19 protein-coding genes are annotated in these 23596 nt (G+C 53.8%); 12 read left to right on the top strand and 7 right to left on the bottom strand.

Going from position 1 to position 23596, the window contains the following annotated elements; genetic code table 11:
* The first annotated feature begins 16 nt into the window (after positions 1–16).
* A complete protein-coding gene (gene tus, locus NAL19_RS10455) occupies positions 17–952 on the top strand; it encodes a DNA replication terminus site-binding protein (RefSeq protein ID WP_263059696.1) in 936 nt (311 codons plus the stop codon).
* A 58-nt stretch (positions 953–1010) separates the two neighbouring features.
* Here tus and fumC read toward each other — a convergent pair whose 3' ends face one another.
* Positions 1011–2408, bottom strand: coding sequence for a class II fumarate hydratase (gene fumC, locus NAL19_RS10450; protein WP_263059621.1), 1398 nt, complete (start codon positions 2406–2408; stop codon positions 1011–1013).
* A 240-nt stretch (positions 2409–2648) separates the two neighbouring features.
* Here fumC and manA point away from each other — a divergent pair, with 240 nt between their 5' ends.
* The 4 genes from manA to add all read left to right on the top strand — a co-directional run bounded on the left by manA (position 2649) and on the right by add (position 7725).
* Positions 2649–3821, top strand: coding sequence for a mannose-6-phosphate isomerase (manA, locus tag NAL19_RS10445; RefSeq protein WP_263059620.1), 1173 nt, complete (start codon positions 2649–2651; stop codon positions 3819–3821).
* 138 nt (positions 3822–3959) lie between these two features.
* Positions 3960–5513, top strand: a complete 1554-nt coding sequence (locus tag NAL19_RS10440; RefSeq protein ID WP_263059619.1) for a YdgA family protein — start codon at positions 3960–3962, stop codon at positions 5511–5513.
* A 99-nt stretch (positions 5514–5612) separates the two neighbouring features.
* The gene (locus NAL19_RS10435; RefSeq protein WP_263059618.1) at positions 5613–6590 is read left to right on the top strand and encodes an arsenic resistance protein; all 978 of its coding nucleotides are present in this window, start codon (positions 5613–5615) and stop codon (positions 6588–6590) included.
* Positions 6591–6711: 121 nt separating this feature from the next.
* Complete coding sequence (gene add, locus NAL19_RS10430) at positions 6712–7725, top strand: adenosine deaminase (protein ID WP_263059617.1); 1014 nt, start codon at positions 6712–6714, stop codon at positions 7723–7725.
* Positions 7726–7978: 253 nt separating this feature from the next.
* On the opposite strand, the gene NAL19_RS10425 is transcribed toward add, so the two are convergent.
* From NAL19_RS10425 to NAL19_RS10400, 6 genes are all read right to left on the bottom strand, one after another.
* Positions 7979–8968 carry a bile acid:sodium symporter family protein gene (locus NAL19_RS10425; RefSeq protein WP_263059616.1) on the bottom strand — a complete coding sequence of 330 codons (990 nt, stop codon included), beginning with the start codon at positions 8966–8968 and terminating at the stop codon, positions 7979–7981.
* A 152-nt stretch (positions 8969–9120) separates the two neighbouring features.
* Positions 9121–10167 (bottom strand): oxidoreductase, encoded by a 1047-nt coding sequence (locus tag NAL19_RS10420; protein WP_263059615.1) that lies wholly within the window; start codon positions 10165–10167, stop codon positions 9121–9123.
* Positions 10168–10271: 104 nt separating this feature from the next.
* Entirely contained in the window at positions 10272–11204 is a 933-nt protein-coding gene (araC, locus tag NAL19_RS10415) for an arabinose operon transcriptional regulator AraC (RefSeq protein ID WP_263059614.1), read from the bottom strand.
* Positions 11205–11280: 76 nt separating this feature from the next.
* The gene (gene araH, locus NAL19_RS10410) at positions 11281–12267 is read right to left on the bottom strand and encodes an L-arabinose ABC transporter permease AraH (protein WP_225084669.1); all 987 of its coding nucleotides are present in this window, start codon (positions 12265–12267) and stop codon (positions 11281–11283) included.
* Positions 12268–12285: 18 nt separating this feature from the next.
* On the bottom strand, positions 12286–13809 hold the full coding sequence (gene araG / locus NAL19_RS10405; RefSeq protein WP_225084668.1) for an L-arabinose ABC transporter ATP-binding protein AraG: 1524 nt from the start codon (positions 13807–13809) through the stop codon (positions 12286–12288).
* Positions 13810–14013: 204 nt separating this feature from the next.
* Positions 14014–14997 (bottom strand): arabinose ABC transporter substrate-binding protein, encoded by a 984-nt coding sequence (locus NAL19_RS10400; RefSeq protein WP_180741018.1) that lies wholly within the window; start codon positions 14995–14997, stop codon positions 14014–14016.
* A 372-nt stretch (positions 14998–15369) separates the two neighbouring features.
* Here NAL19_RS10400 and NAL19_RS10395 point away from each other — a divergent pair, with 372 nt between their 5' ends.
* From NAL19_RS10395 to rsxD, 7 genes are all read left to right on the top strand, one after another.
* Positions 15370–17070, top strand: a complete 1701-nt coding sequence (locus NAL19_RS10395; RefSeq protein ID WP_263059613.1) for a ribulokinase — start codon at positions 15370–15372, stop codon at positions 17068–17070.
* 36 nt (positions 17071–17106) lie between these two features.
* A complete protein-coding gene (gene araA, locus NAL19_RS10390; RefSeq protein ID WP_263059612.1) occupies positions 17107–18612 on the top strand; it encodes an L-arabinose isomerase in 1506 nt (501 codons plus the stop codon).
* Between the two features lie 253 nt (positions 18613–18865).
* Positions 18866–19081: a transcription modulator YdgT gene (ydgT, locus tag NAL19_RS10385; RefSeq protein WP_129711257.1), complete on the top strand. Its 216-nt coding sequence runs from the start codon at positions 18866–18868 to the stop codon at positions 19079–19081.
* Between the two features lie 227 nt (positions 19082–19308).
* On the top strand, positions 19309–19890 hold the full coding sequence (rsxA, locus tag NAL19_RS10380; protein ID WP_010296121.1) for an electron transport complex subunit RsxA: 582 nt from the start codon (positions 19309–19311) through the stop codon (positions 19888–19890).
* Positions 19890–20468, top strand: coding sequence for an electron transport complex subunit RsxB (gene rsxB, locus NAL19_RS10375; RefSeq protein WP_225088071.1), 579 nt, complete (start codon positions 19890–19892; stop codon positions 20466–20468). The genes rsxA and rsxB overlap by 1 nt, the downstream gene beginning before the upstream one ends.
* A complete protein-coding gene (rsxC, locus tag NAL19_RS10370) occupies positions 20461–22530 on the top strand; it encodes an electron transport complex subunit RsxC (RefSeq protein WP_263059611.1) in 2070 nt (689 codons plus the stop codon). The genes rsxB and rsxC overlap by 8 nt, the downstream gene beginning before the upstream one ends.
* A complete protein-coding gene (gene rsxD, locus NAL19_RS10365) occupies positions 22531–23586 on the top strand; it encodes an electron transport complex subunit RsxD (RefSeq protein ID WP_263059610.1) in 1056 nt (351 codons plus the stop codon).
* Positions 23587–23596: the final 10 nt, after the last annotated feature.

Below are 23596 nucleotides of genomic sequence, written 5' to 3'. Positions count from 1 at the left end.
TAAAAAGATGTAAATGATGAATCGCTACACGCTAATCGATCGCATGAACCACAATTTTCAGATGCTAGAGAAGAAACTTGCCCTGATGCAACAACAGTTTGCCGAGTATCGGTTGCTGGCAGGCCGCGTCTATTCCCTTCCCCCGGTGGAAAAAGGCGCGGAGCATGATCCGATCGAGCATATCGCGGTAACACAGTACGTCGGGCAGGAGGCACGCGATAAAGGGTTGGCGCATTTTCAGCGTCTGTTCATTCACCACTACCCAGAAACGCTCAGCAGTAAAAGTGCGATTCGTTTACCCGGCGCGCTCTGTTTTGGCGTAAGCGCCGCACAATATCAGCAGGCACAGTCACTCATCGCGGAAATTAATAAGCTGAAAAAAGAGCTGGAACATATTATTACCGTCGAGTCCGGGCTGGAGCCGGAACAGCGCTTTGAATTCGTCCACACGCACTTGAAAGGATTGATCACGCTTAGCGCTTACCGGTCGTTAGCGCTGATTACAAACCCGGCGTCAGTCCGCTTTGGCTGGGCGAATAAACACGTCATCAAAAATATGACGCGCGGGGAACTGCTGGAACAACTGACCAAAAGCCGCAATGCTGCAAAACACACGGCGCCGTATACCAAAGCGCAATGGGTTGAGCATATCGAGCAGGAAATTGACGCGGTATTGCCGCTACCGGAAGACGCCGTCTTGAAAATCAAACGCCCGGTGAAAGTGCAGCCCATCGCTCGTGTGTGGTATTCCGAACAGCAGAAACAGGTTCAGCATCCCTGCCCGTCTCCCCTACTGGTGCTTTGCCAGCAGGAATCCGGCGGTGATGTGCCAATCATCGGCGAACTGAATCCTTATGACGCCAACAACATCAAGCATAAACACAAACCGAAAGCGGCCGAACTTCGCCTGCTGATACCGCGTTTGCACCTGTATACCGATGCTCCAGAATGAAAAAAGCCTGCTGTTCAACACCAGCAGGCTGCGGGATAACGCGCTAGTTACCGCGCCATTACTTTTTCAGGCTACCGACCATATCTTCCGGGCGAACCCATTCATCAAACTGCGTTTCCGTCAGGTAGTTCAGTTTGAGCGCGGCGGCCTTCAGGGTCAGCCCTTCTTTGTGCGCTTTTTTGGCAATTTCTGCCGCTTTGTCATAACCAATGTGCGTATTCAGCGCCGTCACCAGCATCAGCGATTCATTCAGTAACTGATTGATACGATCGCGATTCGGTTCGATCCCCACCGCACAGTGCTCATCGAAGCTCTTCATGCCATCAGCCAGCAGGCGAATCGATTGCAGGAAGTTATGAATCACCATCGGGCGGTACACGTTCAGCTCAAAATTGCCGGACGCCCCGCCGATATTCACGGCAACATCATTGCCCATCACCTGACAACACAACATTGTCAGCGCTTCACACTGTGTCGGGTTGACCTTGCCCGGCATGATGGAGCTACCCGGTTCGTTTTCAGGAATACTCAATTCGCCGATACCACAGCGCGGGCCAGAGGCCAGCCAACGTACATCATTGGCAATCTTCATTAACGATGCGGCCAACCCTTTCAAGGCACCGTGCCCGTGGACCAGTGCATCACAGGTCCCCAGCGCTTCGAATTTATTCGGTGAAGTAACAAACGGCTGACCGGTGAGTTTCGCCAATTCCGCCGCTACACGCACCGCATATTCAGGATGCGTGTTGAGTCCCGTACCAACGGCGGTGCCGCCCAGCGCCAGCTCGCAAATGTGCGGGACGCTGTTTTCGATATGCTTCAGATTATGCTGCAACATCGCGGCCCAGCCAGAGATTTCCTGTCCCAGCGTCAGCGGCGTCGCGTCCTGTAAATGCGTACGGCCAATCTTGACGATGTCCTTAAACTGCTCAGCCTTCGACGCCAGCGTGGCGTGTAGCGCCTTCAATTCAGGAATCAGATGTTCGTTGATCGCAACCACGGCCGCGACATGCATCGCCGTAGGAAAGACATCATTGGAACTCTGACTTTTGTTTACATCATCATTGGGATGAACGAGTCGATTATTACCCCGCTCTCCCCCCAGTAGTTCACTGGCGCGGTTAGCCAGCACCTCATTCATATTCATATTGCTTTGCGTGCCCGATCCCGTTTGCCAGATCGCTAACGGGAATTCCCCAGCATGTTTGCCGGCTAACACTTCGTCCGCCGCCTGAATAATCGCATTTCCCCGATCGGCAGGCAGAAGCGAGAGATCCATGTTGACGCGGGCCGCCGCGCGCTTGGTTTGCGCCAATGCATAAATCAGCGCACGCGGCATTTTCTCTTCAGAAATACGGAAGTGTTCCAGCGACCGCTGCGTTTGTGCTCCCCATAAACGTTCGGCAGGAACATCAATCGGTCCCATTGAGTCTTTTTCACTACGCGTCGTGCTCATTACTTTTCCTCCTTAAAAATACACAATTAACTAGTAGAAGACATTGAATCACATCGCTGGGCCTATTCTGGTAACACTCACTGGCCTGATAACACGTACGGGTCGACTAACACTGTCTGGTATCGCGCTACATAAAACATTACCATGAAGCGAAGAAGATGCAGTGTATTCATAATCACTCAAGTAATTAACAGCTAGCATCACAGAAATTAACAATTAATGTAATAGCAGGAAGCCGACATGCAAAAAATGCTCAACTGCGTCCAGCACTATGCCTGGGGCAGTAAACACGCCTTAACCGAGCTATACGGCATTGATAATCCTAACGATTTACCTATGGCAGAACTGTGGATGGGCGCCCATCCTAAAAGTAGTTCGACGATTATTGATGAAAAAGGCGACACTCGTAATCTGCGGGACGTTATTGCCGAAGACGTAACGACGCATCTTGGCGCAACCACCGCGCAACGTTTCGGCGAACTGCCCTTTTTGTTTAAGGTATTGTGCGCGGAACAGCCACTTTCTATTCAGGTTCACCCCAGTAAAACAGCGGCAGAACAAGGCTTTGCAAAAGAAAATGCCGCCGGCATCCCGCTAGATGCGGCCGAAAGAAACTACAAAGATGCCAATCACAAACCGGAACTGGTCTATGCATTAACCCCTTTTCAGGCCATGAACGGGTTCCGAGAATTATCTGAAATTGTGCGCCTGCTGGAGCCGGTTGCCAACGCACATCCGTCAATCACAGCGTTTTTACAACAGCCTGACGCGAAGAATCTCGCCATGCTGTTCGCCAACCTGTTGAGTATGGACGGTGAGCAAAAAACACGGGCGATCGGCGTGCTGAAAGCCGCGCTAAACAGTCAGAATGACGAGCCCTGGGCAACCATCCGCGCGATTACACAATACTATTCCGATGACAGCGGATTGTTCTCCCCGCTGTTGCTGAACGTCATTACGCTTCAGCCTGGCGAAGCCATGTTCCTGTTTGCGCAAACGCCACATGCTTATCTGAAAGGTGTGGCATTAGAAGTCATGGCGAATTCGGATAACGTACTGCGGGCCGGGCTCACGCCGAAATACATTGATATTCCAGAGCTACTGGATAATGTCGTGTTTGAAGCCAAACCCGCAAACCACTTGCTGACAACGCCACGTCGACAGGGTAATGAACTCAGTTTCCCGATCCCTGTTGATGATTTTGCTTTTTCGCTGCACGAACTGAGCCAGAGCCCGCAAACGCTCAATCAGGACAGTGCCGCGATTGTCTTTTGCGTTGACGGCCACGCCGTCCTGCAAAAAAATGAGCAGCGGCTCTCGCTACGTCCGGGAGAATCCTGCTTTATTTCCGCCAATGAGTCACCGATAACGGTTGAGGGACAGGGACGTCTCGCTCGCGTATTTAACCGATAACTTGTTCCCCACACTGCCACTACCCGCACATCGCGTTTCACATTGCGGTGATAGTGAATTACGTGGTGGTTAATTGCTTGATAGTTACCTGCGTTTCGCGTTGAAAACGCGCATTTTTTTACTAAAGGATGAATAAAAATGAAGAAGTCGTTAGCCGCCGTAGGCGTTATTGTTGCTCTGGGTGCCGTCTGGACCGGCGCATCCTGGTACACCGGCAAGCAGTTGGCTCAGCAGATTGATGGTTTTACCGATACGCTGAATACTAAACTCAAGCAGTCCTACCCTAACGCAGGATTGAAAGTCGTCTATCGCGACTATCAGGGCGGTGTATTCAGCAGCACGCTGTCCTATGTTTTACAGACAGACGGCACAGCAAAAGGCGCCCAGTTCCTGGCATCCGGTGAAGAACTGGTCTTCAACGAAACGGTGTCTCACGGCCCATTCCCGCTGGCACATCTCAAGAAATTCAACCTGTTACCGGCAATGGGTTCTGTCCATACCGAGTTAGCCAACACGCCAGCCGTCAAAGCCTGGTTTGAGCTGACTAAAGACAAACCGTTCTTTACGGCGGAAACTCGCGTCGCTTACAACGGTGATACACAATCACTTGTTACGCTGGCACCGATTGACCACCAGTCGCCAGAACAGAAATTCTCTTTCAGCGGTGCGGAAGCCTTGGTGGATATCGGGCATGACCTGCGCAGCAGCAAGCTGGACACCACCATCAGCAGCGTGAAGATGGAAAGGAAAAATGCCTGGGGCCAGACAGAGAACGTCGATATCACCGATTTCTCCATTAAGGGAACCAATCAAAAAGGCAAATTCGATCTTGATTTAGGCGATGGCGCACTGACTCTTAAAGCGATGACGTTTACCGTAGAAGGTGGCGAACCCGTTACGTTGAACGATTTTTCTTTAAAAAGTAGCGCAACGGAAGATGACAAAAACCTGGCGGGCAACATGGCTGTGACGCTGGGCTCGTTAATCATCGGTGACCGCAATCTGGGTTCGGGTAACATAAACATGTCTATCTCACAGCTTGATGGCGCGGGCACCAAGCAATTCCTCACCGCCTATCAGGAAAAAGTGCAGAAGCTGTTACAGGATCCGGCCGCCATGGATCCCGACACGTATCAGCACGAAGTTGTCATGTCTGTTCTGCAATACCTGCCGCAGCTGTTGAAAGGCAACCCGAACATTGCTATCTCCCCGATCAGTTGGAAAAACAGCAAAGGTGAAGGGACGTTCACACTGGCGCTGGATTTAACCGATCCCTTGCAAAGCACGGATAAAGCCGCTGAATCAGCGGTATCTGACGAAGAAAAAATCATTCGTCAGTCGGTCAAAAAACTCGATGCCAAACTCAATCTGCCGCTGGATATGCTGACGGAATTAATGGTTCTGAGCGCCCCCAAAACGGCCAATGCGGAAGAGCAAAAACAGCTGGAGGACATGGCGAAACAGCAGGTTACCATGATGGCCGAGATGGGTCAGGAGAACCAGTTGAGCGTCACGAAAGACAACGCTATTACCAGCTCGCTGCACTATGCCGATGGTCAAATTGACTTCAACGGCAACAAAATTTCGCTGGCCGATTTCATCGCGCCTTATTTCTCCGTCCCAACGGAAGAAGGTGAAGAATCACAGCCTGGCGCGCAGGAAGAACCCGTTACACCACCCCCTGCGCAATAAGCCGACACACGGTAATATTACGTGCTAATACACACGGTGGCCGCCGTTCAGCCACCGTTTTTTCTGCCCGCCTCTTCAGTTTGATTTTGAGATTACGCCATGTCCGCGTTAAAACCCTTTCTGGAATCCCATCAGGCTGCGATCTACTTTGTTGCTGTGATAGCGGCGATGGCAACGGCCAGGGTGCTGCCGGAAACGGAGCAATGGGATGTCGTGATTAATCCGGCGCTGGCACTGATGCTGTTTGTCACGTTTCTACAAGTCCCGCTGACCACGATCGGAAAAAGCATCACGCAGCTCAGATTCATCGGCGCATTGCTCGTTGCCAACTTCATCGTGATTCCCTTGCTGGTCGCGGCGCTGTTACCCTTTCTCCCTGACGAGCCGCTGGTCAGGCTAGGCATCATACTGGTGTTACTCGCGCCGTGTATTGACTACGTGGTGACCTTCGCGCACGTGGGACGAGCTGATGCCGCACGCCTGCTGGCTGCAACGCCTATTTTACTGTTGCTGCAAATGCTGGCCTTGCCGTTCTACCTGACGCTGTTTCTCGGCAGCGACGCCGCCGGACTCGTCACCTTCGCGCTCTTTATCGACGCGTTTATCTGGCTGATTGCCGTGCCTTTAGCGCTGGCCGCGCTTCTGCAATGGTTGGCGGCACGTCAGCGCACGATGTCGGCATTGTCGGATGGATTGGGCTATCTTCCCGTCCCGGCTACCGCGCTGGTGCTGTTTATCGTGGTTGCGGCGGTGATTCCACAATTGCGCGCCAGTTGGACGTCAGTACTGCTTGCGATACCGTTTTACCTACTCTTCGCGCTACTGGCACCGCTACTCGGCTGGTTCACTGGTCGCGCGTTCCGATTGGATTCTACTGGCGGACGCGCCGTAGCCTTTAGTGCCAGCACGCGTAATTCTCTGGTTATCTTGCCGCTGGCGCTGGCTATACCGGGCGCGTTGCCGCTCCTTCCCGCCGTCATCGTCAGCCAAACCTTGGTGGAACTGCTCAGCGAACTCATTTATATCCGTGTAATTCCTAAGTTGAACGCACGTGACACGGGGCAGGAAAAGCAATAACAGTTTGTTTTTGCTCAATGATTGTCCAGGGCGTTCGGGTTTCAGCGGTTACAATTGGCTATTTACCACGATTTCTTTTTATACTTTGTCGTACGAAAAACAGTAATCAGACAATAACATTATGATTGATTTACACCTGCCATTGACGGATATCCACCGCCATTTGGATGGCAATATCCGCGCCCAGAGTATTCTGGAGCTCGGACACCAGTACAATGTCACGTTACCTGCCCGCGATCTTGAAGCGCTTCGCCCTCACGTTCAGGTCACCCAAAATGAGCCTGATCTGGTAAGCTTTTTACAAAAACTCGACTGGGGCGTGGCTGTGCTCGGTTCACTGGACGCCTGTCGCCGCGTTGCTTATGAGAACGTTGAAGATGCCGTGAAAGCCGGATTAGATTACGCAGAACTGCGTTTCTCTCCCTACTATATGGCGATGAACCATAAGCTTCCGGTTGCTGGCGTGGTTGAAGCGGTGATCGACGGCATTACTGCGGGCTGCCGTGATTTCGATACCGACATTCGCCTGATTGGCATCATGAGCCGGACATTCGGCACCGAGGCGTGTCAACAAGAGCTGGACGCCCTGCTGTCCCAGCGTGACCACATCATCGCACTCGATCTGGCTGGCGATGAGCTGGGGCACCCTGGTGCGTTATTCACGTCCCATTTCCGACAGGCTCGCGATGCCGGCTGGCACATCACCGTTCACGCAGGTGAAGCGGCTGGGCCGGAAAGTATCTGGCAGGCGATTAATCATCTGGGGGCGGAGCGTATCGGACACGGCGTGACCGCCATTATCGATCCGCATCTGATGACACACATGGCAGAACAGGGAATCGGGATTGAATCCTGCCTGACATCCAACATTCAGACCAGTACGGTGGAATCTCTGGATAAGCACCCGCTCATCCACTTCCTGCGTTATGAAATCCCCGCCACTATCAATACGGATGATCCGGCAGTTCAGGGCATAGAGATCCGCCACGAATATGAGATCGCCGCACCACTTGCTGGCCTGACAGCGGTAGAAACCCGTAAAGCGCAGGAAAATGGTCTGAATATTGCGTTTATCAGCGAGCAGGAAAAACAGCAACTACGTGAAAAGGTTCTGCGGAAACGCGGCGCTGCCTGATAACGTCATATCAATGTGCATGAAGAAACGGCTAACAAAGGTTAGCCGTTTGACATAATTTTGTTTCCAATGGGTTACAGAATTCAGTCGCTAGGGGTCGCAGAGGAATGGTGTGAACTAATCAACCACTGTTTCTGCTTCACGTCCCAGATGTAGTTACAAACGATTGTGACAAGTGATGGCGACAAAGCAAAACGCCCCTGGCCTTACACAGACCGGGGGCGTTTTGTATGTCAGAGAGACCGATAATCCCTTACTGATGAGGCTCCTGTTCCTTGTGTAGCCGTTTAGCATAACGCTGAGCCAATGCGGCGCACACCATCAGTTGGATTTGATGGAAAATCATTAACGGTAGCACCATCGCCCCCACCGCTGCGGCAGGAAATAGCACGTTAGCCATCGGGATCCCATTCGCCAGGCTTTTCTTCGAACCACAGAACACGATGGTTATTTCATCCGCGGTGTTAAAGCCCAACTTGCGGGCAGCCAGCGTATTTACCACCAGCACAATCGCTAACAGCACCATCGAACAACCCACGACTGCGAGCAATGACCAGAAATTGATTTGTCCCCAAATGCCTTGCACAACCGCCTCACTGAAAGCGACATACACCACCAAAAGAATGGATGACCGGTCAGTGATATTAATCAGCTTACGGTGGCGATCGACCCAGCCAGCTATCAACGGACGAGACAGATGGCCAATCACGAAAGGCACCATCAACTGCATGATAATGGAACCGATAGCATGCAGCGTATCCGTTTCTCCGCCCTGCGTGTGCATCAACAAACCGACCAGAATCGGCGAAAGAAACACGCCTAAAATACTGGATGCAGATGCACTACAGATCGCCGCCGCCACATTGCCGCCAGCCATCGAGGTATACGCAATAGCCGACTGCACCGTTGCAGGGAGCGCACACAAATAGAGGAAGCCAAGATATAACGTCGGCGTCAGCACCACCGGTGACAGCAGACTCATGCCGATGCCCAGCAGCGGAAACAGAATAAACGTGCTGGCAAATACCACCAGATGCAAACGCCAATGCCCCATACCGGCGGTAATCGCTTCACGCGACAGCTTCGCGCCGTGCATAAAGAACAGCAGAGCAATCGCCGCTGTTGTCAGATTTTCAAAGAAAACCTTCGCGATGCCTTGAGCAGGAAGAACCGATGCCGTCGCCACGACCAGAATCAAAACCAATAAGAACTTATCAATGCGTAACCGTTGTAACCACCCCATGCCTGACACCTTTCCCCTAGCCTGTTATCGATCTACTTCACACTCTAACAAGACGGGCGACCCGAAGATCGCCCAAAAACAGTAGCCTACGGCGATCCTAAGCTCGCCTGTTTAAACAAACCGTTAACTATCTGGAATAAAACGCAATAAATCTAGCTATTTTTCAGCGTAACGGCCTTTTTCTGCTCATGAGAAAGCAGCCCCAGTTCGATGAGTTCCATCACCTGAATGGCCTGATGTACGCTGACGGGGTTTTCTCCCTTACCGAGCAGCGCATCGCGCACGGCAGCGTAGTACGCCGGATAGTTACCCGGAATCGTGGCGATCGTTTGCTCCGCCATGATGCCGTCGTGCGATAACGTCAGCACACCATCACGTTTATCCTGTCCCCAATCGGCCAGCGGCGGACGTTCACCCGCTTTCAGACGATCTTCCTGTGGATCGAGGCCATATTTGACAAAACTGCCGCGTGTGCCATGCACGGTATAGCGGGCAGAGGCCGCCGCCACCAGCATGCTGGCGTGCAGGACAACCCGACGTTGCGGGTAAATCAGCGTCGCATGGAAATAATCTGTGGCCTTACTGCCCGGCCTTAGCTGCGCCATATCCACCTGAATCGCTACCGGCAAGCCAAACAGCTCCAGCGCCTGATCCAACAAATGTGGCCCCAGATCGTACCAGATCCCGCTGCCTTCGCTGCCATCTTCACGCCAGCGCTGACGTACTTCAGGACGGAAACGATCGAAATGTGATTCCATGTACACCACATTCCCTAGTGTTCCCGCTGACAGTAGCTGCTTCAGCGTCAGAAAATCGCTGTCCCAGCGGCGGTTATGGAAAACAGAAAGCACCTTTCCGACCCGTTCAGCCGCCACACCCAGCTCATAGGTTTGTGACAACGTCACTGTGAAAGGTTTATCGACAACAACATGCTTACCCGCCTCCAGCGCCTGTTTCGCCAGCGGGAAATGCGTGTCATTAGGGGTAGGAATAACAATGAGGTCAATATCGGGATCGTTAAACAACGCCTGAGGGGTTTTCTCTACTCGCAGATTGGCCCAATCCGCATGCACTTTTTCAGCACTGCTGCTAGACACAGCCACCAGCTCCATACCTGCCGTACCGGCAATCAACGGCGCGTGGAATGTCTTACTGGCATAACCATAGCCCAGCAGCCCAACACGAACGGTCTCACTCATGACGATTCCCCTTAGCGTAGTTTGACTTTGTGATTTCTCACTCAGTATATACTCGTCATCCGCCAGATTGCAGAGAGGGATAAGAGTCAGGGGAATCTGATTCGTTAGCCGCCTACGGCATTGGGCATCCGCTCTCCCCACGCTACGGGCAACGTTTTGGCTGCCGGATAGTTGATTTCACTGCTGCGACGACGGAAATCACTGGGGCTGACGCCGACTCGCTTACGGAACACCCGTGAAAAATAGAGCTGGTCGTCATACCCCACCACGCGGCCAATGTTGGCGATAGATTCCTGCGTCGTCTGCAATAGCAGTTTGGCGCGAATCACGCGCTGATCTTCACGCCAGCGTAGGATATTAATCCCCACCTGCTCGCGGAACAGATGCGCCAGCCGCGACGGCGATAAGCAAACGTGCCGCGCCACTTCATCAATACGCAGTTCACCAGCCAGATTGCTGGTAATAAACTGGCAGGCTTCTATTACGCGCGGATCCATAATCTTCTGCGGGCTCTGTGGGTCTTCTTCCATCGCTCTGAGCAACAGACGCTCCAGCAGATTCATGCCTAGCTCTTCGGAAAAACGCCGCCCGGAACGCTGCGTCTGCTCAATATTGGCAAATAGCCTGTCGAACTCCAGCAGCAGTTGATTATTCGGCAGACTCATGCGGCCAATACCGCTGCTTTTGGTATGCCACTCCAGCCAATCTGCCCAATAGGCGCGCGGGCGAAAATAGACCCAGCGGTGATACCAGCAGTCGCTGCTCGGTGAGCGACCATAAAAATGCTTCGATTTCGGTGGGAACAACAGCAGATCGCCAGGATTACAGAAAAAAGTCTCATCGCCATCAAAGACCTGTCCTTGTCCTTTCATGGTGAGATTAATGATGTAGCCTTTCATCCCATCGGGGCGATCGATAAAGAAGTCGAGCGGCCCTTCTGCCAGAATCGGCGTCAGGCCTGCCACGAGGTAAGCGTTGAACGAATATCCCGGCAGCAGCGGATTAGGCTGAGATTCATGCGCCATACGGTGATACATCGAGCCTCCGGTACACGCTAATTATGAGAGAAATAGGAGAGAACGCGGCAGGCTTACTCACCTGCCGCACGGGCATTTATACCGTTTTCTTCGCCAGCTGTTTGTAGCGGTCAAAGATAACCGCCGCCAGCAGAATCAGACCGCGCACCACATACTGGGCAAACGGAGAGATATTCAGCAGGTTCATTGCGTTCTCCACCGTCCCCAAAATCAGCACGCCAGCCACCACGTAAGAAATTTTACCGATCCCGCCTTTCAGCGACACGCCGCCCAGCACACAAGCAGAAATCACAATCAACTCATACCCGATGGAGGTCATTGGCTGGCCGCTGGTCATACGCGAGGCCAGAATGATCCCCGCGGCGGCGGAGACTAAACCGGACAAAGCGAAAATGATAATCTTGGTACGCACAACCGGCACCCCGGCCAGACGCGCCGCTTCTTCATTGCCCCCAATCGCCAGAGTATTACGGCCAAAGGTGGTTTTGTTCAGCAGCAGGCCAAACACAATCATGCAACCAATGGTGATCCAGATTGGCGCAGGCAAACCCAACCAGTTGGCATAGCCCAGCGCGAAGAAACGCTCATCTTCAATCCCTACCGCTTTACCGTCGGAAATGATGTACGCCAGCCCGCGCGCAATCTGCATGGTCGCCAACGTGGTGATCAACGCGTTAATCTTCAAACGGGCAATAACAAAACCGTTGAGCAAGCCGAACGCCACGCCCAGCAGCAGCCCGGCACTGACACCGATCCACAGGCTTTCGCTGATATTGATCACCACCGCCGTGGCCACCCCTGCGCAGGCAATGATGGAGGCCACCGACAGGTCGAAATCACCAGAAGCCAGACAGAACAACATCCCGCAGGCCACCATACCGGACATGGAGATTGCCAGCCCCAGCCCTTTCATATTGATAAACGTCGCGAAATTCGGGACAAATATCGCACAGCCAAGAAACAGCACGGCAAAAACCACCAGCATGCCGTAGTTATCCCAAATGCGGGATAACCCCGAACTGCCGGTCTTCTTCTCTGAGGTTGCAGACGTAACCGTTGACATTATTTTGCTCCTTCGCGGTCAGGCAACCGCAGATTCGATATCGGGGGTTCGTAACATCGCCAGACTGAGCACCTTCTGCTCCGTGGCATCGCCATGCAGCAGTTCGCCGGAGACGGCACCTTCGCGCATAACAATGATCCGATCGGCCAGCCCAAGCACTTCTGGTAAATCGCTGGAGGCAAACAGCACCGCGATCCCCTGATTCGCCAGTTCATAGATGACATGATAAATTTCGTGCTTCGCGCCGACGTCGATGCCGCGCGTAGGTTCATCAAGCAAAATGACTTTCATCTCTTCAGACAGCCAGCGCCCAAGAATGGCTTTCTGCTGGTTTCCGCCGGAAAGATTCATAATCAGCTGTTCATCGGACGGCGTTTTGATGTTCAACGCGTCAATACGCTGCGCAGCGTTATCCGCTTCCCACTGATTATTAATAATAAAACCGGCTTTCAGGCTTTTACGCCTCGCACTGATATTGATGTTGTCACGCACCGAATGCACCGGAATGATACCGTCCGCCTTACGATCCTCCGGGCAGAGCATCACGCCCTGACGAATCGCATCGATCGGGGAATTCACCACCAGCGGCTTACCATCCAGCAGCACCTGACCGCCGGTGATTTTGGTCGCCCCAAACAACCCTTTCATCAGTTCGCTACGGCCCGCCCCTACCAGACCAAATAACCCGACAATTTCCCCCTGCTTGACGTTCAGAGAGACCGTGGATTTCACACCTGGCGCTTTGACGTCTTTCAGCGTCAAACGCGCTTCGCCGTGCGGACGCGGCGCATAACCATAGATATCCCCCAGATTACGCCCCACCATCGCCTGTACCAACGACTCATGGTTCACCTGCTGCATATCGTCAAACGTGCGCACATAGCGGCCATCTTTAAACACGGTAATGGCATCGCTCAGTGCAAAAATTTCTTCCATCCGGTGCGAAACATACAAAATGACCCGGCCTTCGCTGCGTAATTCTTTAATCACACGGAAAAGCTGCTCGATTTCACGGGCAGACAGCGAACTGGTCGGTTCATCAAAAGCGATAATTTTGGCGTTGCGGGCTAGCGCCTTGGCGATTTCCACCATCTGCCATTGCCCGATGGACAGGTATTTCAGCGGCGTATCAGGATCGATATCCAATCCCAAATGCTGTAGCTGGAGCCTGGCTTCATAACGCAGCAGCGAGTAGTTCACCATGCCGTATTTATGCGGCAGTTGCCCCAGATAGATGTTCTCAGCGACCGTCATTTCCGGCACCAGATGCAGTTCCTGATAAATGATGGCAACCCCTGCATTCAGGGCGTCCATCGTGTGAGTAAACTGCACCGGTTTACCCTGAATATGAATTTCACCCGCGGACGGTGAATAGTTGCCGCTCAGGATCTTTAACAGCGTTGATTTGCCCGCCCCATTTTCCCCCATCAATGCATGGATCTGGCCGGCATGGCAGGAAAAACTGATATCCGAAAGCGCCTTAACACCGGGAAATTCTTTGCCAATCCCATGAAACGACAAATAGGGTGACTGTGCTGTCATGTCGGTTTCCTCATAACGATGCAGGTAGCGCGCGGATAACGTCGATCAGCAAAGGATCGAGATACCGGGGGCGACCACGGTGCGAGGCATCCCTGCGGAAACCTCATCACCGTGTTTCCCCCTATAAAATGCAAACGCATTTTAAATGCCACTTGTGGCAGCCCGAGAGGGCGTAAACCCACGCTTAAGTGAACAACATTACGATTACATCAGGCCTTTTTTCTCCAGTTCGACCTTAAAGTTGTCACGCGTGATCAGCACCACATCGGTCACTTCGGTGAATTTCTCCGGCTCTACGCCCTTGGTGACCCAGTCATTCAGCATCTGGATACTCTTGTAGCCGTGAATATCCGGGCTTGGCAGCAGTGAGCCAAAGAAGCCTGTCGCCTGACCTTTGGACAGCTCGCTGACCGCATCCACGCCGTTGATACCGATACCAATCACGTTTTCGGCTTTAAAGCCCTGACCTTCCGTTGCACGCACGCCACCCAGCACGGTGTTGTCGTTCATGCCGATAATCAGCCAGTTTTTCACACCGGGGTGCTGAACCAGCATGGAGTTGGCGGCATCAAACGCGCCGGGGATATCGTTAGATTTGGTCGGCACCTGATAGATCTGTTTTTCCGGGAAGCCAGCGGCTTTCAACGCATCCATAGAACCAGAGGTACGGCGACGCGCGGTGTCCAGTTCGTTCGCGGTAATTGCCATCACGGCCGTTTCATCCACTTTCCAGCCGCGTTTGTTCATTTCTTTATACAGTTCCTGCCCCTGGCGCTCACCAATCTTGGTGGCAGCCATCATCACCAGCGGTACCGTGTCCATCGGCTGGCCTTTGGCGTTCACGAACTGATCGTCAACCGCAATCACTTTCAGATCGTAGCTGCGTGCTTTCGCCATAATGGCAGGCCCCAGCTTCGGATCGGGCGTACAGATAACGAAACCTTTTGCTCCGCTGGCCGCCAGGCTGTCAATCGCGTTCAGGGTCTTTTCCCCATCGGGAACCGCAATTTTTATCACGTCAAAACCGAGATCTTTTCCTGCTTTATCAGCGAATTTCCATTCGGTCTGGAACCAGGGTTCTTCCGGCTGTTTCACCAGAAATCCCAGCTTTACGTTCTCAGCCATAGCTGATTGTGACATAACCGCAGCCAACCCGATTGCTGCCAGCGCCTTAGTGAATTTATGCATGATGTTCTCCGGTGTAATTATCTTTTCATTCGCCAGCAACGCCGACATGCGTTCACGTTGTGGGTAAGGGTTTTCCGGTCTGGATAAAGGAAAAACACAGACTTAGCGCAATCCTTTACTCAGTAGCATTCAGACGCTTTATGTTTTAGTCGTTATTTCCGGTTCGAATATAGAGCTTTATCACATCCCGGAACAATGACAGGTTTGTGCATACATTTAGCAATTTTAACCAATCATTAACCTTTGACGGGCTTCACAAAATGGCTGCGGGCGACAGAAAAATACATACTTCCAGCTAACCGCTCCTAACCGCCTCTTCCTGTCCCTGCCTATCGTAAACACCAACGATCTCGGATTAATGAGGAGCAAAGCATGAGCGCGGGCGCTATTACGATTGGCCTCGACTTCGGCAGTGATTCGGTACGCGCCTTAGCCGTTGACTGCCAAAGCGGGCAAGAGTTGGAAACAGAAGTGGTCTACTATCCCCGCTGGCGCGAAGGTAAATATTGTCAGCCGGCCAACAACCAGTTCCGACACCATCCGCTGGACTATATTGAATCGCTGGAACAGGCAATTAAGGTGGTGGTTTCCCGCCTGACGAACGAACAGCGCCAACACATCATCGGCATCGGCGTGGATTCGACCGGGTCGACCCCCGCCCCCATTGATGAACAGGGTCAGATCCTCGCGCTGCGCCCCGAGTTTGCCAACAATCCCAATGCCATGTTCGTGCTGTGGAAAGACCACACGGCAATAGAAGAAGCGGAAGCCATTAATACACTGTGCCGAAGCGGCCAATTCCCGGATTACACCCGTTATATCGGTGGCGTTTACTCGTCCGAATGGTTCTGGGCCAAAATCCTGCATGTCTCGCGTGAAGATGCCGCGGTGCGTCAGGCGGCCGTCTCCTGGATAGAACTGTGCGACTGGGTGCCCGCCCTGCTTTCCGGTACGCAGGCACCTGCCGATATCCGCCGTGGTCGATGCAGCGCCGGGCATAAATCACTCTGGCACCCAAGCTGGGGCGGACTGCCGCCGAAAGACTTTCTGCATGCGCTCGATCCCTGCCTGACCGAGAAATTGCAGTACCCGCTGTTTACCGATACCTGGACTGCCGAACAGCCAGTCGGCACGATTACCGCAGAGTGGGCGCAGCGTCTCGGCATTCCCGAGACAGTCATCCTGGCGGGCGGCGCGTTTGACTGCCACGTCGGCACCGTCGGCGCAGGCGCACAGCCTTATACGCTGGTTAAAGTAATTGGCACCTCCACCTGCGACATTCTGATCGCCGACGACGCACGCATTGCCGATCGCACCATCGCCGGTATCTGCGGACAAGTCGACGGCAGCGTTGTTCCCGGCTATATCGGCCTCGAAGCGGGACAGTCCGCCTTCGGTGATATGTACGCCTGGTTTGGGCGGCTGCTGGGCTGGTCATTACAGGAAGCGGCGAAAGACTATGCCGAACAAGGTCATCCCGAACTCAAAACGTCATTACAGGCGATGGAAGCCACACTGCTGGAACGGCTTACCCGTCGCTGGGCAGAAAACCCCACGCTGGATCACTTACCTGTCGTGTTGGACTGGTTTAACGGCCGCAGAACGCCGTTCGCCAATCAGCGGCTCAAAGGCGTGATCACCGATCTCAATCTGGGCACCGATGCCCCCACGCTGTTCGGCGGCTTTATTGCCGCGACGGCCTTTGGCGCGCGCGCGATTATGGAATGCTTTGAAAATCAGGGAGTCCCCGTCGAGAACGTGCTGGCACTGGGCGGCATCGCGCGGAAATCCCCCGTCATCATGCAGGTATGCACTGATGTGATGAATCGCCCTTTGCAGATCGTTGCCTCCGATCAGTGCTGTGCGCTCGGCGCGGCGATCTTTGCCGCCGTCGCCGCTGGCGTTCACGACGATATCCCAACGGCACAGCAGCATATGGCCAGCGGCATAGAACGCACCTTAATGCCTGACAGCCAGCGCGTTGCCCGTTATCAGCAGCTTTATGAACGCTATCAGCAGTGGTGCCGCCTCGCGGAACCTGCCTATAGCCCAACGTCTACGGCAAAAAACTAATTTTTATCCCTCTGGGATCACGTTACAGGAGTCATCATGGATCATTTTAAGCAGCTTGAAGTCTGGTTCGTCATCGGTAGCCAGCACCTCTACGGGCCGGAAACGTTACGTCAGGTAAAAGAGAACGCGGAAAAGGTCGTCGCTGGGTTAAATCAACAGGCTAATCTGCCGGTTAAGCTGGTGCTGAAGCCGCTGGTGAAAACACCGGATGAAATTCTGGCGCTGTGTCGCGATGCCAACTATCAAGATAACTGTATTGGCCTGCTGACCTGGCTACATACTTTTTCGCCAGCCAAAATGTGGATTGGCGGCCTGAGCGTACTCAGTAAACCCCTGCTGCAATTCCACACCCAGTTCAATGCCGAAGTGCCGTGGGACACTATGGACATGGATTTTATGAACCTGAATCAGACCGCACACGGCGGACGCGAATTTGGTTTCATCGGCGCCCGGATGCGGCAGGCGCATCAGGTTGTCGTCGGCCACTGGCAGGATAAGAACGCCCATGTCCGTATCGGGAAATGGATGCGGGTTGCTGCTGCCATTCAGGAAAGCAAACAGCTGAAGGTCGCGCGCTTTGGTGACAACATGCGTGAAGTCGCGGTCACCGAAGGCGATAAAGTCGGTGCACAAATTCAATTCGGTTATTCCGTCAGCGCCTGGGGACTGGGTGATTTAACCGCCGTGGTTGATGCGGTATCCAAAGGCGATATCAATGCGCTGGTCGACGAATACGAAGCCAGCTATCAGTTAACGGATGCGGTGAAGCTCAACGGCGCTAATCGCCAGAATCTGCTGGATGCGGCACAGATTGAACTCGGGATGACGCGTTTTCTGGAACAAGGTGGCTATCACGCGTTCACCACCGATTTTGAAAATCTGTATGGCTTGAAGCAACTGCCGGGGCTGGCGGTACAGCGCCTGATGCAACAGGGCTATGGATTCGGTGGCGAAGGTGACTGGAAAACCGCCGCGCTGCTGCGCATCATGAAAGTGATGGCTGGGGGGCTGTCAGGTGGGACGTCCTTCATGGAGGACTACACCTATAACTTCCAAAACGGTAACGATCTGGTCGTCGGTTCCCACATGCTGGAAGTCTGCCCCACCATTGCGAAGGAACAGAAGCCGATTCTGGATGCGCAATACCTGGGTATTGGTGGCAAAGCCGACCCTGCTCGTCTGATTTTCTCTACGCCAGCAGGCCCATCACTCAACGCTAGCGTGATCGACATGGGCGACCGTTTCAGAATGCTGGTAAATTTGGTCGATACGATCGAACAACCGCACCCACTGCCGAAATTACCGGTTGCCCGTGCCATCTGGAAAGCGCAGCCGTCGCTGGAAGTGGCGGCGGAAGCCTGGATTCTGGCTGGCGGTGCGCACCACACCGTCTTTAGCCAGGCGTTGGATCTCGAACACATGCGGCTCTACGCGCAAATGCAGAATATTGAGCTGTTGGTGATCGACAACGAAACCCGCCTCCACGAATTCAAAGATGCGCTGCGCTGGAACGAGGTGTACTACAAGCTGTGTAGCCGCTAGACGCTAATATCAGGGGCAGTTGACGTCTACGCTGCCCCGTTATCGTCACCCATCATTCACGCTACGGTTTGCCATCATGCTGCCGCCCACCGTTGCCTTAAACGTCATCATATTTCCTGTCAATCCATTATTTTTCATTTTCATTTGTTTGTTGTTGAAAAATAAGCGTACTTTATTACATCGCCCTCTAGACAGGTTGTGCCGCTTGCATATACTTAGTCATCTCAACCACATAACTATTAGACCAATCACCATGACCGTTCATGACTATTTGCTCAAATTCAGGAAAGTCAGCTCAACAGAAAGTCTGGAAAAACTCTTTGATCACCTCAATTATTCTCTGACAGATAGTCAGGAAATCATCAACATGTATCGTGCTGCGGATCATCGGCGGGCTGAGCTGGCATCCGGCGGGCGTTTATTCGATATCGGCTGTGTGCCAAAATCCGTCTGGCATCACGTCCTGTAGCCATAAAGTGTTATCAGCGATAAAAAGAATAATTATGCAATAATTTCCTTCCGGGCTATTGCTCAGAACAGGCCCTGCGTGGTTGTCTGACAACCCGGCGTTTCTCTTATTTACGAGACGTTACCCTTTCGCCCCTTGCAGGGGACATCGATAACCCTACTTTGGGTATGTTGTCGAAAACCCGACAATGCCTGATAATAGTCCGGTTTTGTTTTGTAGGCACCGTAATGACCGAATACGCATTGCTCTTTGTTAGCATCCTTCTGGTAAATAATTTCGTCTTAGTGAAGTTTCTTGGGCTGTGCCCCTTTATGGGCGTGTCCAAAAAGCTCGAGACGGCAATTGGCATGGGCATGGCGACCACGTTCGTCATGACTGTCGGCTCCATGTTTTCCTGGCTGGTCAACGAATTTATTCTCGTTCCGCTCGATATTCTCTATTTGCGCACCATGGCATTTATTCTGGTGCTCGCCGTGGTAGTGCAGTTCTCCGAGATGTTCGTGCGTAAAGTCAGCCCTGAGCTGTATCGTCTGCTGGGGATTTTCCTGCCGCTGATTACCACCAACTGCGCTGTACTTGGCGTTGTTCTGCTTAATATCAATCTGTCGCACGGCTTCCTGCAATCGACGATTTATGGCTTTGGCGGTGCCGCAGGCTTCTCGCTGGTGATGGTACTCTTCGCCGCCATTCGCGAGCGCCTCGCCGTGTCGGATATTCCTGCGCCGTTCCGGGGGTCGTCTATCGCGCTGATCACCGCCGGCCTCATGTCGCTGGCGTTTATGGGCTTTACCGGACTGGTGAAATTCTGATGACCGCAATCTGGATTGCCATTGCGGCATTAAGCGCTCTCGCGCTGGCATTTGGTCTGGTGCTCGGCTACGCCTCCCGTCGGTTTGAAGTCGAAAACGATCCGATCGTGGAAGAAGTGGAAGCCATGCTGCCACAAAGCCAGTGCGGCCAGTGCGGCTACCCTGGCTGTCGGCCTTACGCCGAAGCGGTCGCACTAAATGGGGAAAATATTAATAAATGCGGCCCCGGCGGCGAAGCGATGATGTTGAAGCTGGCTGAAAAGCTCAACGTCGATCCACAGCCGCTGGAGGGCGATGCCGACGTTCAAGCGCCCGCACGCCACGTTGCCTGGATCGACGAAAGTAACTGCATCGGCTGCACCAAGTGCATTCAGGCCTGCCCGGTTGATGCCATCATCGGCAGTACCAAAGCGGTACACACCGTCGTGAGCGATTTATGTACCGGCTGCGATCTCTGCGTCTCCCCTTGCCCGACGGACTGTATCGAATTACGTCCTATCGCTCCGACTCCCGCTAACTGGAAATGGGATCTCGATACGATTCCAGTACGCGTTATTCAAGTAGAACGCCATGCTTAAGCTGTTTTCCGCCTTTAGAAAAGACAGAATCTGGGATTTCGACGGAGGCATTCATCCGCCGGAAATGAAGACGCAGTCCAGCCAGACGCCGCTGCGTCACATTCCGCTGCCAGAACAGTTCATTATTCCGCTCAAGCAGCATCTTGGCCCAGAAGGCGAGATCTGCGTCAGCATCGGCGATAAAGTTCTGCGCGGCCAGCCGCTGACGCGAGGAAAAGGCCGCACGTTGCCCGTTCACGCCCCAACGTCAGGCACGGTGAATGCGATCCGCCAACACACCACGGCGCACCCTTCTGGCCTGTCTGAACTCAGTATTATTATTGTGCCGGATGGCGACGATCGCTGGTGTGAACGTCAGACCTTGATGGATTATCGCGCACAGAGCACCGATACCCTGCTTGCTCACCTGCATCAGGCTGGCATCGCGGGACTGGGCGGCGCAGGGTTCCCTACCGCGGCCAAGTTACAAGGCGGAATGCGCGGGATTGAAACCCTGATCATCAACGGCGCAGAGTGTGAACCCTATATCACCGCAGACGATCGACTCATGCAGGAGCACGCAGAGGAGATTATTCAGGGCGTCGAGATTCTGTCATTCCTGTTGCAGCCAAAACGTATTCTGTTCGGAATCGAAGATAATAAGCCAGAAGCGATTGCCGCCCTGCGGTTGGCCTTGGGTAAACGCAGCGACATGCAGTTGCGCGTCATCCCAACCAAGTATCCGTCAGGCGGTGCCAAGCAGCTCACCAAAATTCTGACCGGCAAAGAGGTTCCGTTCGGTAAACACTCCGCCGCGATTGGCGTGTTAATGCAGAACGTCGGTACAGCCTTCGCCATCAAACGTGCCGTGATCGACGGCGAACCGCTCACCGAGCGCGTGGTGACGCTAACCGGTGAAGCCTTGCGTCAGCCCGGTAACGTGTGGGCGCGGCTGGGCACACCAGTACGTCACCTGCTCAAACAGGGGGGCTTCCATGTCAACAAGCAACCGATGGTGGTGATGGGCGGTCCGTTGATGGGCTTTACCCTGCCGTCGCTGGATGTGCCGATCGTCAAAATCAGCAACTGTCTACTCGCGCCATCGCATGCGGAAATGGAGCCGGTTGCCGAAGAGCAATCCTGCATTCGCTGTAGCAAATGTGCCGACGCCTGTCCGGCGGGGCTTTTGCCACAGCAGCTTTACTGGTTCAGCCGTGGGCAGGAACACGAGAAAGCCCGCAATCACCATTTGTTTGACTGCATCGAGTGTGGTGCCTGTGCTTACGTCTGTCCTAGCAATATTCCGCTGGTGCAGTATTACCGTCAGGAAAAAGCCGAAATTCGGGCCATCGACGAAGAGGCACAGCGTGCCGCGCAGGCCAAAGTACGTTTTGATGCTAAACAGGCTCGCCTGGAGCGAGAAAAAGCCGCTCGCGAACTACGCCATAAACAGGCTGCGGCTGGCGTCTCCACCACGGATAAAGATGCCGTTCAGGCGGCGCTGGAGCGTGTGCGCCGCAAGCAAACCACAGCCACAGAGATCGGGGCGCCAATCGCGATTACGCCCGATGCACAGCCCGATAACCGCGCCGCCATCGCCGCGCGGGCTGCCCGCAAGGCATTCGTACGCGAAGAACAGTTACGTGAAGAACGGACGCAGCAGGAAACCCCAACAGCCGAGCTTGACCCACGTAAAGCCGCGGTAGCCGCCGCACTTGAGCGCGTTAAAGCGCGCAAGGCAGCCCAACAGACCGCGGAAAATGCGGAAGTCCCCGTTTCATCCGTTGCTCCTGACGTGATTGCCGAGCCTGTTACCACCGTTGAAGCACAAGAGCCTGAAGATCCACGCAAAGCTGCCGTGGCTGCGGCCATCGCTCGCGTTAAAGCCCGCAAGGCTGCACAGCAGACCGCGGAAAATGCGGAAGTCCCCGTTTCATCCGTTGCTCCTGACGTGGTTGCCGAGCCTGTTACCGCCGTTGAAGCACAAGAGCCAGAAGATCCACGTAAGGCTGCCGTGGCTGCGGCCATCGCTCGCGTTAAAGCCCGTAAAGCCGCGCAGGCATCGTCATATCAAGAGGAATAAATGGCTTTTAGAATTGCGAGTTCCCCGTTTACACATAATCAGCAGCGCACACAGCGCATCATGCTGTTGGTCATTCTGGCCTGTCTGCCTGGCATGCTGGCGCAGGTCTATTTCTTTGGCTACGGCAACCTGATTCAGGTCGGTCTGGCATCAGCCACCGCGCTTATCGCGGAGGGTGTGACACTGTCACTCAGAAAATTCGCCGTGCGCACTACGCTGGCTGACAATTCCGCACTATTGACTGCCGTATTGCTCGGCATCAGCCTGCCGCCGCTTGCTCCGTGGTGGATGGTGGTCATGGCAACCGTCTTCGCCATCATTATCGCTAAACAGCTGTATGGCGGCTTAGGGCAAAACCCCTTTAACCCCGCGATGATTGGCTATGTAGTGCTGCTGATCTCGTTCCCGGTTCAGATGACGAGCTGGCTGCCACCTGTGCCGCTGCAAACCATTTCCGTCGGTTTCCATGATGCGCTCGTCATCATTTTTACCGGACACACACCTGACGGACATACCATGCAGCAATTAATGCACAACGTTGATGGCATCAGTCAGGCTACCCCGCTGGATACGTTTAAAACCAGCCTGCGCTCCGGCCAAACGCCACAGGGCATTCTGCAACAGCCGATGTTTGCGCAATCGCTGTCAGGCATTGGCTGGCAGTGGGTGAATATCGGTTTTCTCATCGGCGGGCTGTTTTTGCTGATGCGCGGTACCATTCGCTGGCATATTCCGGTCAGTTTCCTGCTGTCGCTGATGTTCTGCGCCTCACTAAGCTGGTTCATCGCGCCGGAGAAATTCGCTCCGCCGATGCTGCATCTGCTGTCCGGCGCCACCATGCTCGGTGCTTTCTTCATTGCGACCGATCCGGTTACCGCGTCAACCACAAACCGTGGCCGTTTGATTTTTGGGGCGCTGATTGGGTTACTGGTTTGGCTAATTCGGACCTACGGTGGCTACCCGGACGGCGTCGCGTTTGCCGTTCTGTTGGCAAACATCACCGTGCCGCTGATTGACTATTACACCAAGCCACGCGCTTACGGCCACCATCGCTGAGGAGACGCCC

Source organism: Pectobacterium sp. F1-1 (assembly GCF_025643735.1).
GTDB classification, from domain to species: Bacteria; Pseudomonadota; Gammaproteobacteria; order Enterobacterales; family Enterobacteriaceae; genus Pectobacterium; species Pectobacterium colocasium.
Note: the sequence above shows the minus strand (reverse complement) of the source record. Positions and strands in the feature narration are given on the sequence as shown.

Coding starts and splice junctions, on each gene's coding strand:
- rsxB (WP_225088071.1), top strand. CDS start 19,890: ATGACCGCAATCTGGATTGCCATTGCGGCATTAAGCGCTCTCGCGCTG.
- araC (WP_263059614.1), bottom strand. CDS start 11,204: ATGTATCACCGTATGGCGCATGAATCTCAGCCTAATCCGCTGCTGCCG.
- manA (WP_263059620.1), top strand. CDS start 2,649: ATGCAAAAAATGCTCAACTGCGTCCAGCACTATGCCTGGGGCAGTAAA.
- NAL19_RS10435 (WP_263059618.1), top strand. CDS start 5,613: ATGTCCGCGTTAAAACCCTTTCTGGAATCCCATCAGGCTGCGATCTAC.
- ydgT (WP_129711257.1), top strand. CDS start 18,866: ATGACCGTTCATGACTATTTGCTCAAATTCAGGAAAGTCAGCTCAACA.
- tus (WP_263059696.1), top strand. CDS start 17: ATGAATCGCTACACGCTAATCGATCGCATGAACCACAATTTTCAGATG.
- add (WP_263059617.1), top strand. CDS start 6,712: ATGATTGATTTACACCTGCCATTGACGGATATCCACCGCCATTTGGAT.
- araH (WP_225084669.1), bottom strand. CDS start 12,267: ATGTCAACGGTTACGTCTGCAACCTCAGAGAAGAAGACCGGCAGTTCG.
- rsxA (WP_010296121.1), top strand. CDS start 19,309: ATGACCGAATACGCATTGCTCTTTGTTAGCATCCTTCTGGTAAATAAT.
- NAL19_RS10400 (WP_180741018.1), bottom strand. CDS start 14,997: ATGCATAAATTCACTAAGGCGCTGGCAGCAATCGGGTTGGCTGCGGTT.
- fumC (WP_263059621.1), bottom strand. CDS start 2,408: ATGAGCACGACGCGTAGTGAAAAAGACTCAATGGGACCGATTGATGTT.
- NAL19_RS10440 (WP_263059619.1), top strand. CDS start 3,960: ATGAAGAAGTCGTTAGCCGCCGTAGGCGTTATTGTTGCTCTGGGTGCC.
- rsxC (WP_263059611.1), top strand. CDS start 20,461: ATGCTTAAGCTGTTTTCCGCCTTTAGAAAAGACAGAATCTGGGATTTC.
- araG (WP_225084668.1), bottom strand. CDS start 13,809: ATGACAGCACAGTCACCCTATTTGTCGTTTCATGGGATTGGCAAAGAA.
- araA (WP_263059612.1), top strand. CDS start 17,107: ATGGATCATTTTAAGCAGCTTGAAGTCTGGTTCGTCATCGGTAGCCAG.
- NAL19_RS10420 (WP_263059615.1), bottom strand. CDS start 10,167: ATGAGTGAGACCGTTCGTGTTGGGCTGCTGGGCTATGGTTATGCCAGT.
- rsxD (WP_263059610.1), top strand. CDS start 22,531: ATGGCTTTTAGAATTGCGAGTTCCCCGTTTACACATAATCAGCAGCGC.
- NAL19_RS10395 (WP_263059613.1), top strand. CDS start 15,370: ATGAGCGCGGGCGCTATTACGATTGGCCTCGACTTCGGCAGTGATTCG.
- NAL19_RS10425 (WP_263059616.1), bottom strand. CDS start 8,968: ATGGGGTGGTTACAACGGTTACGCATTGATAAGTTCTTATTGGTTTTG.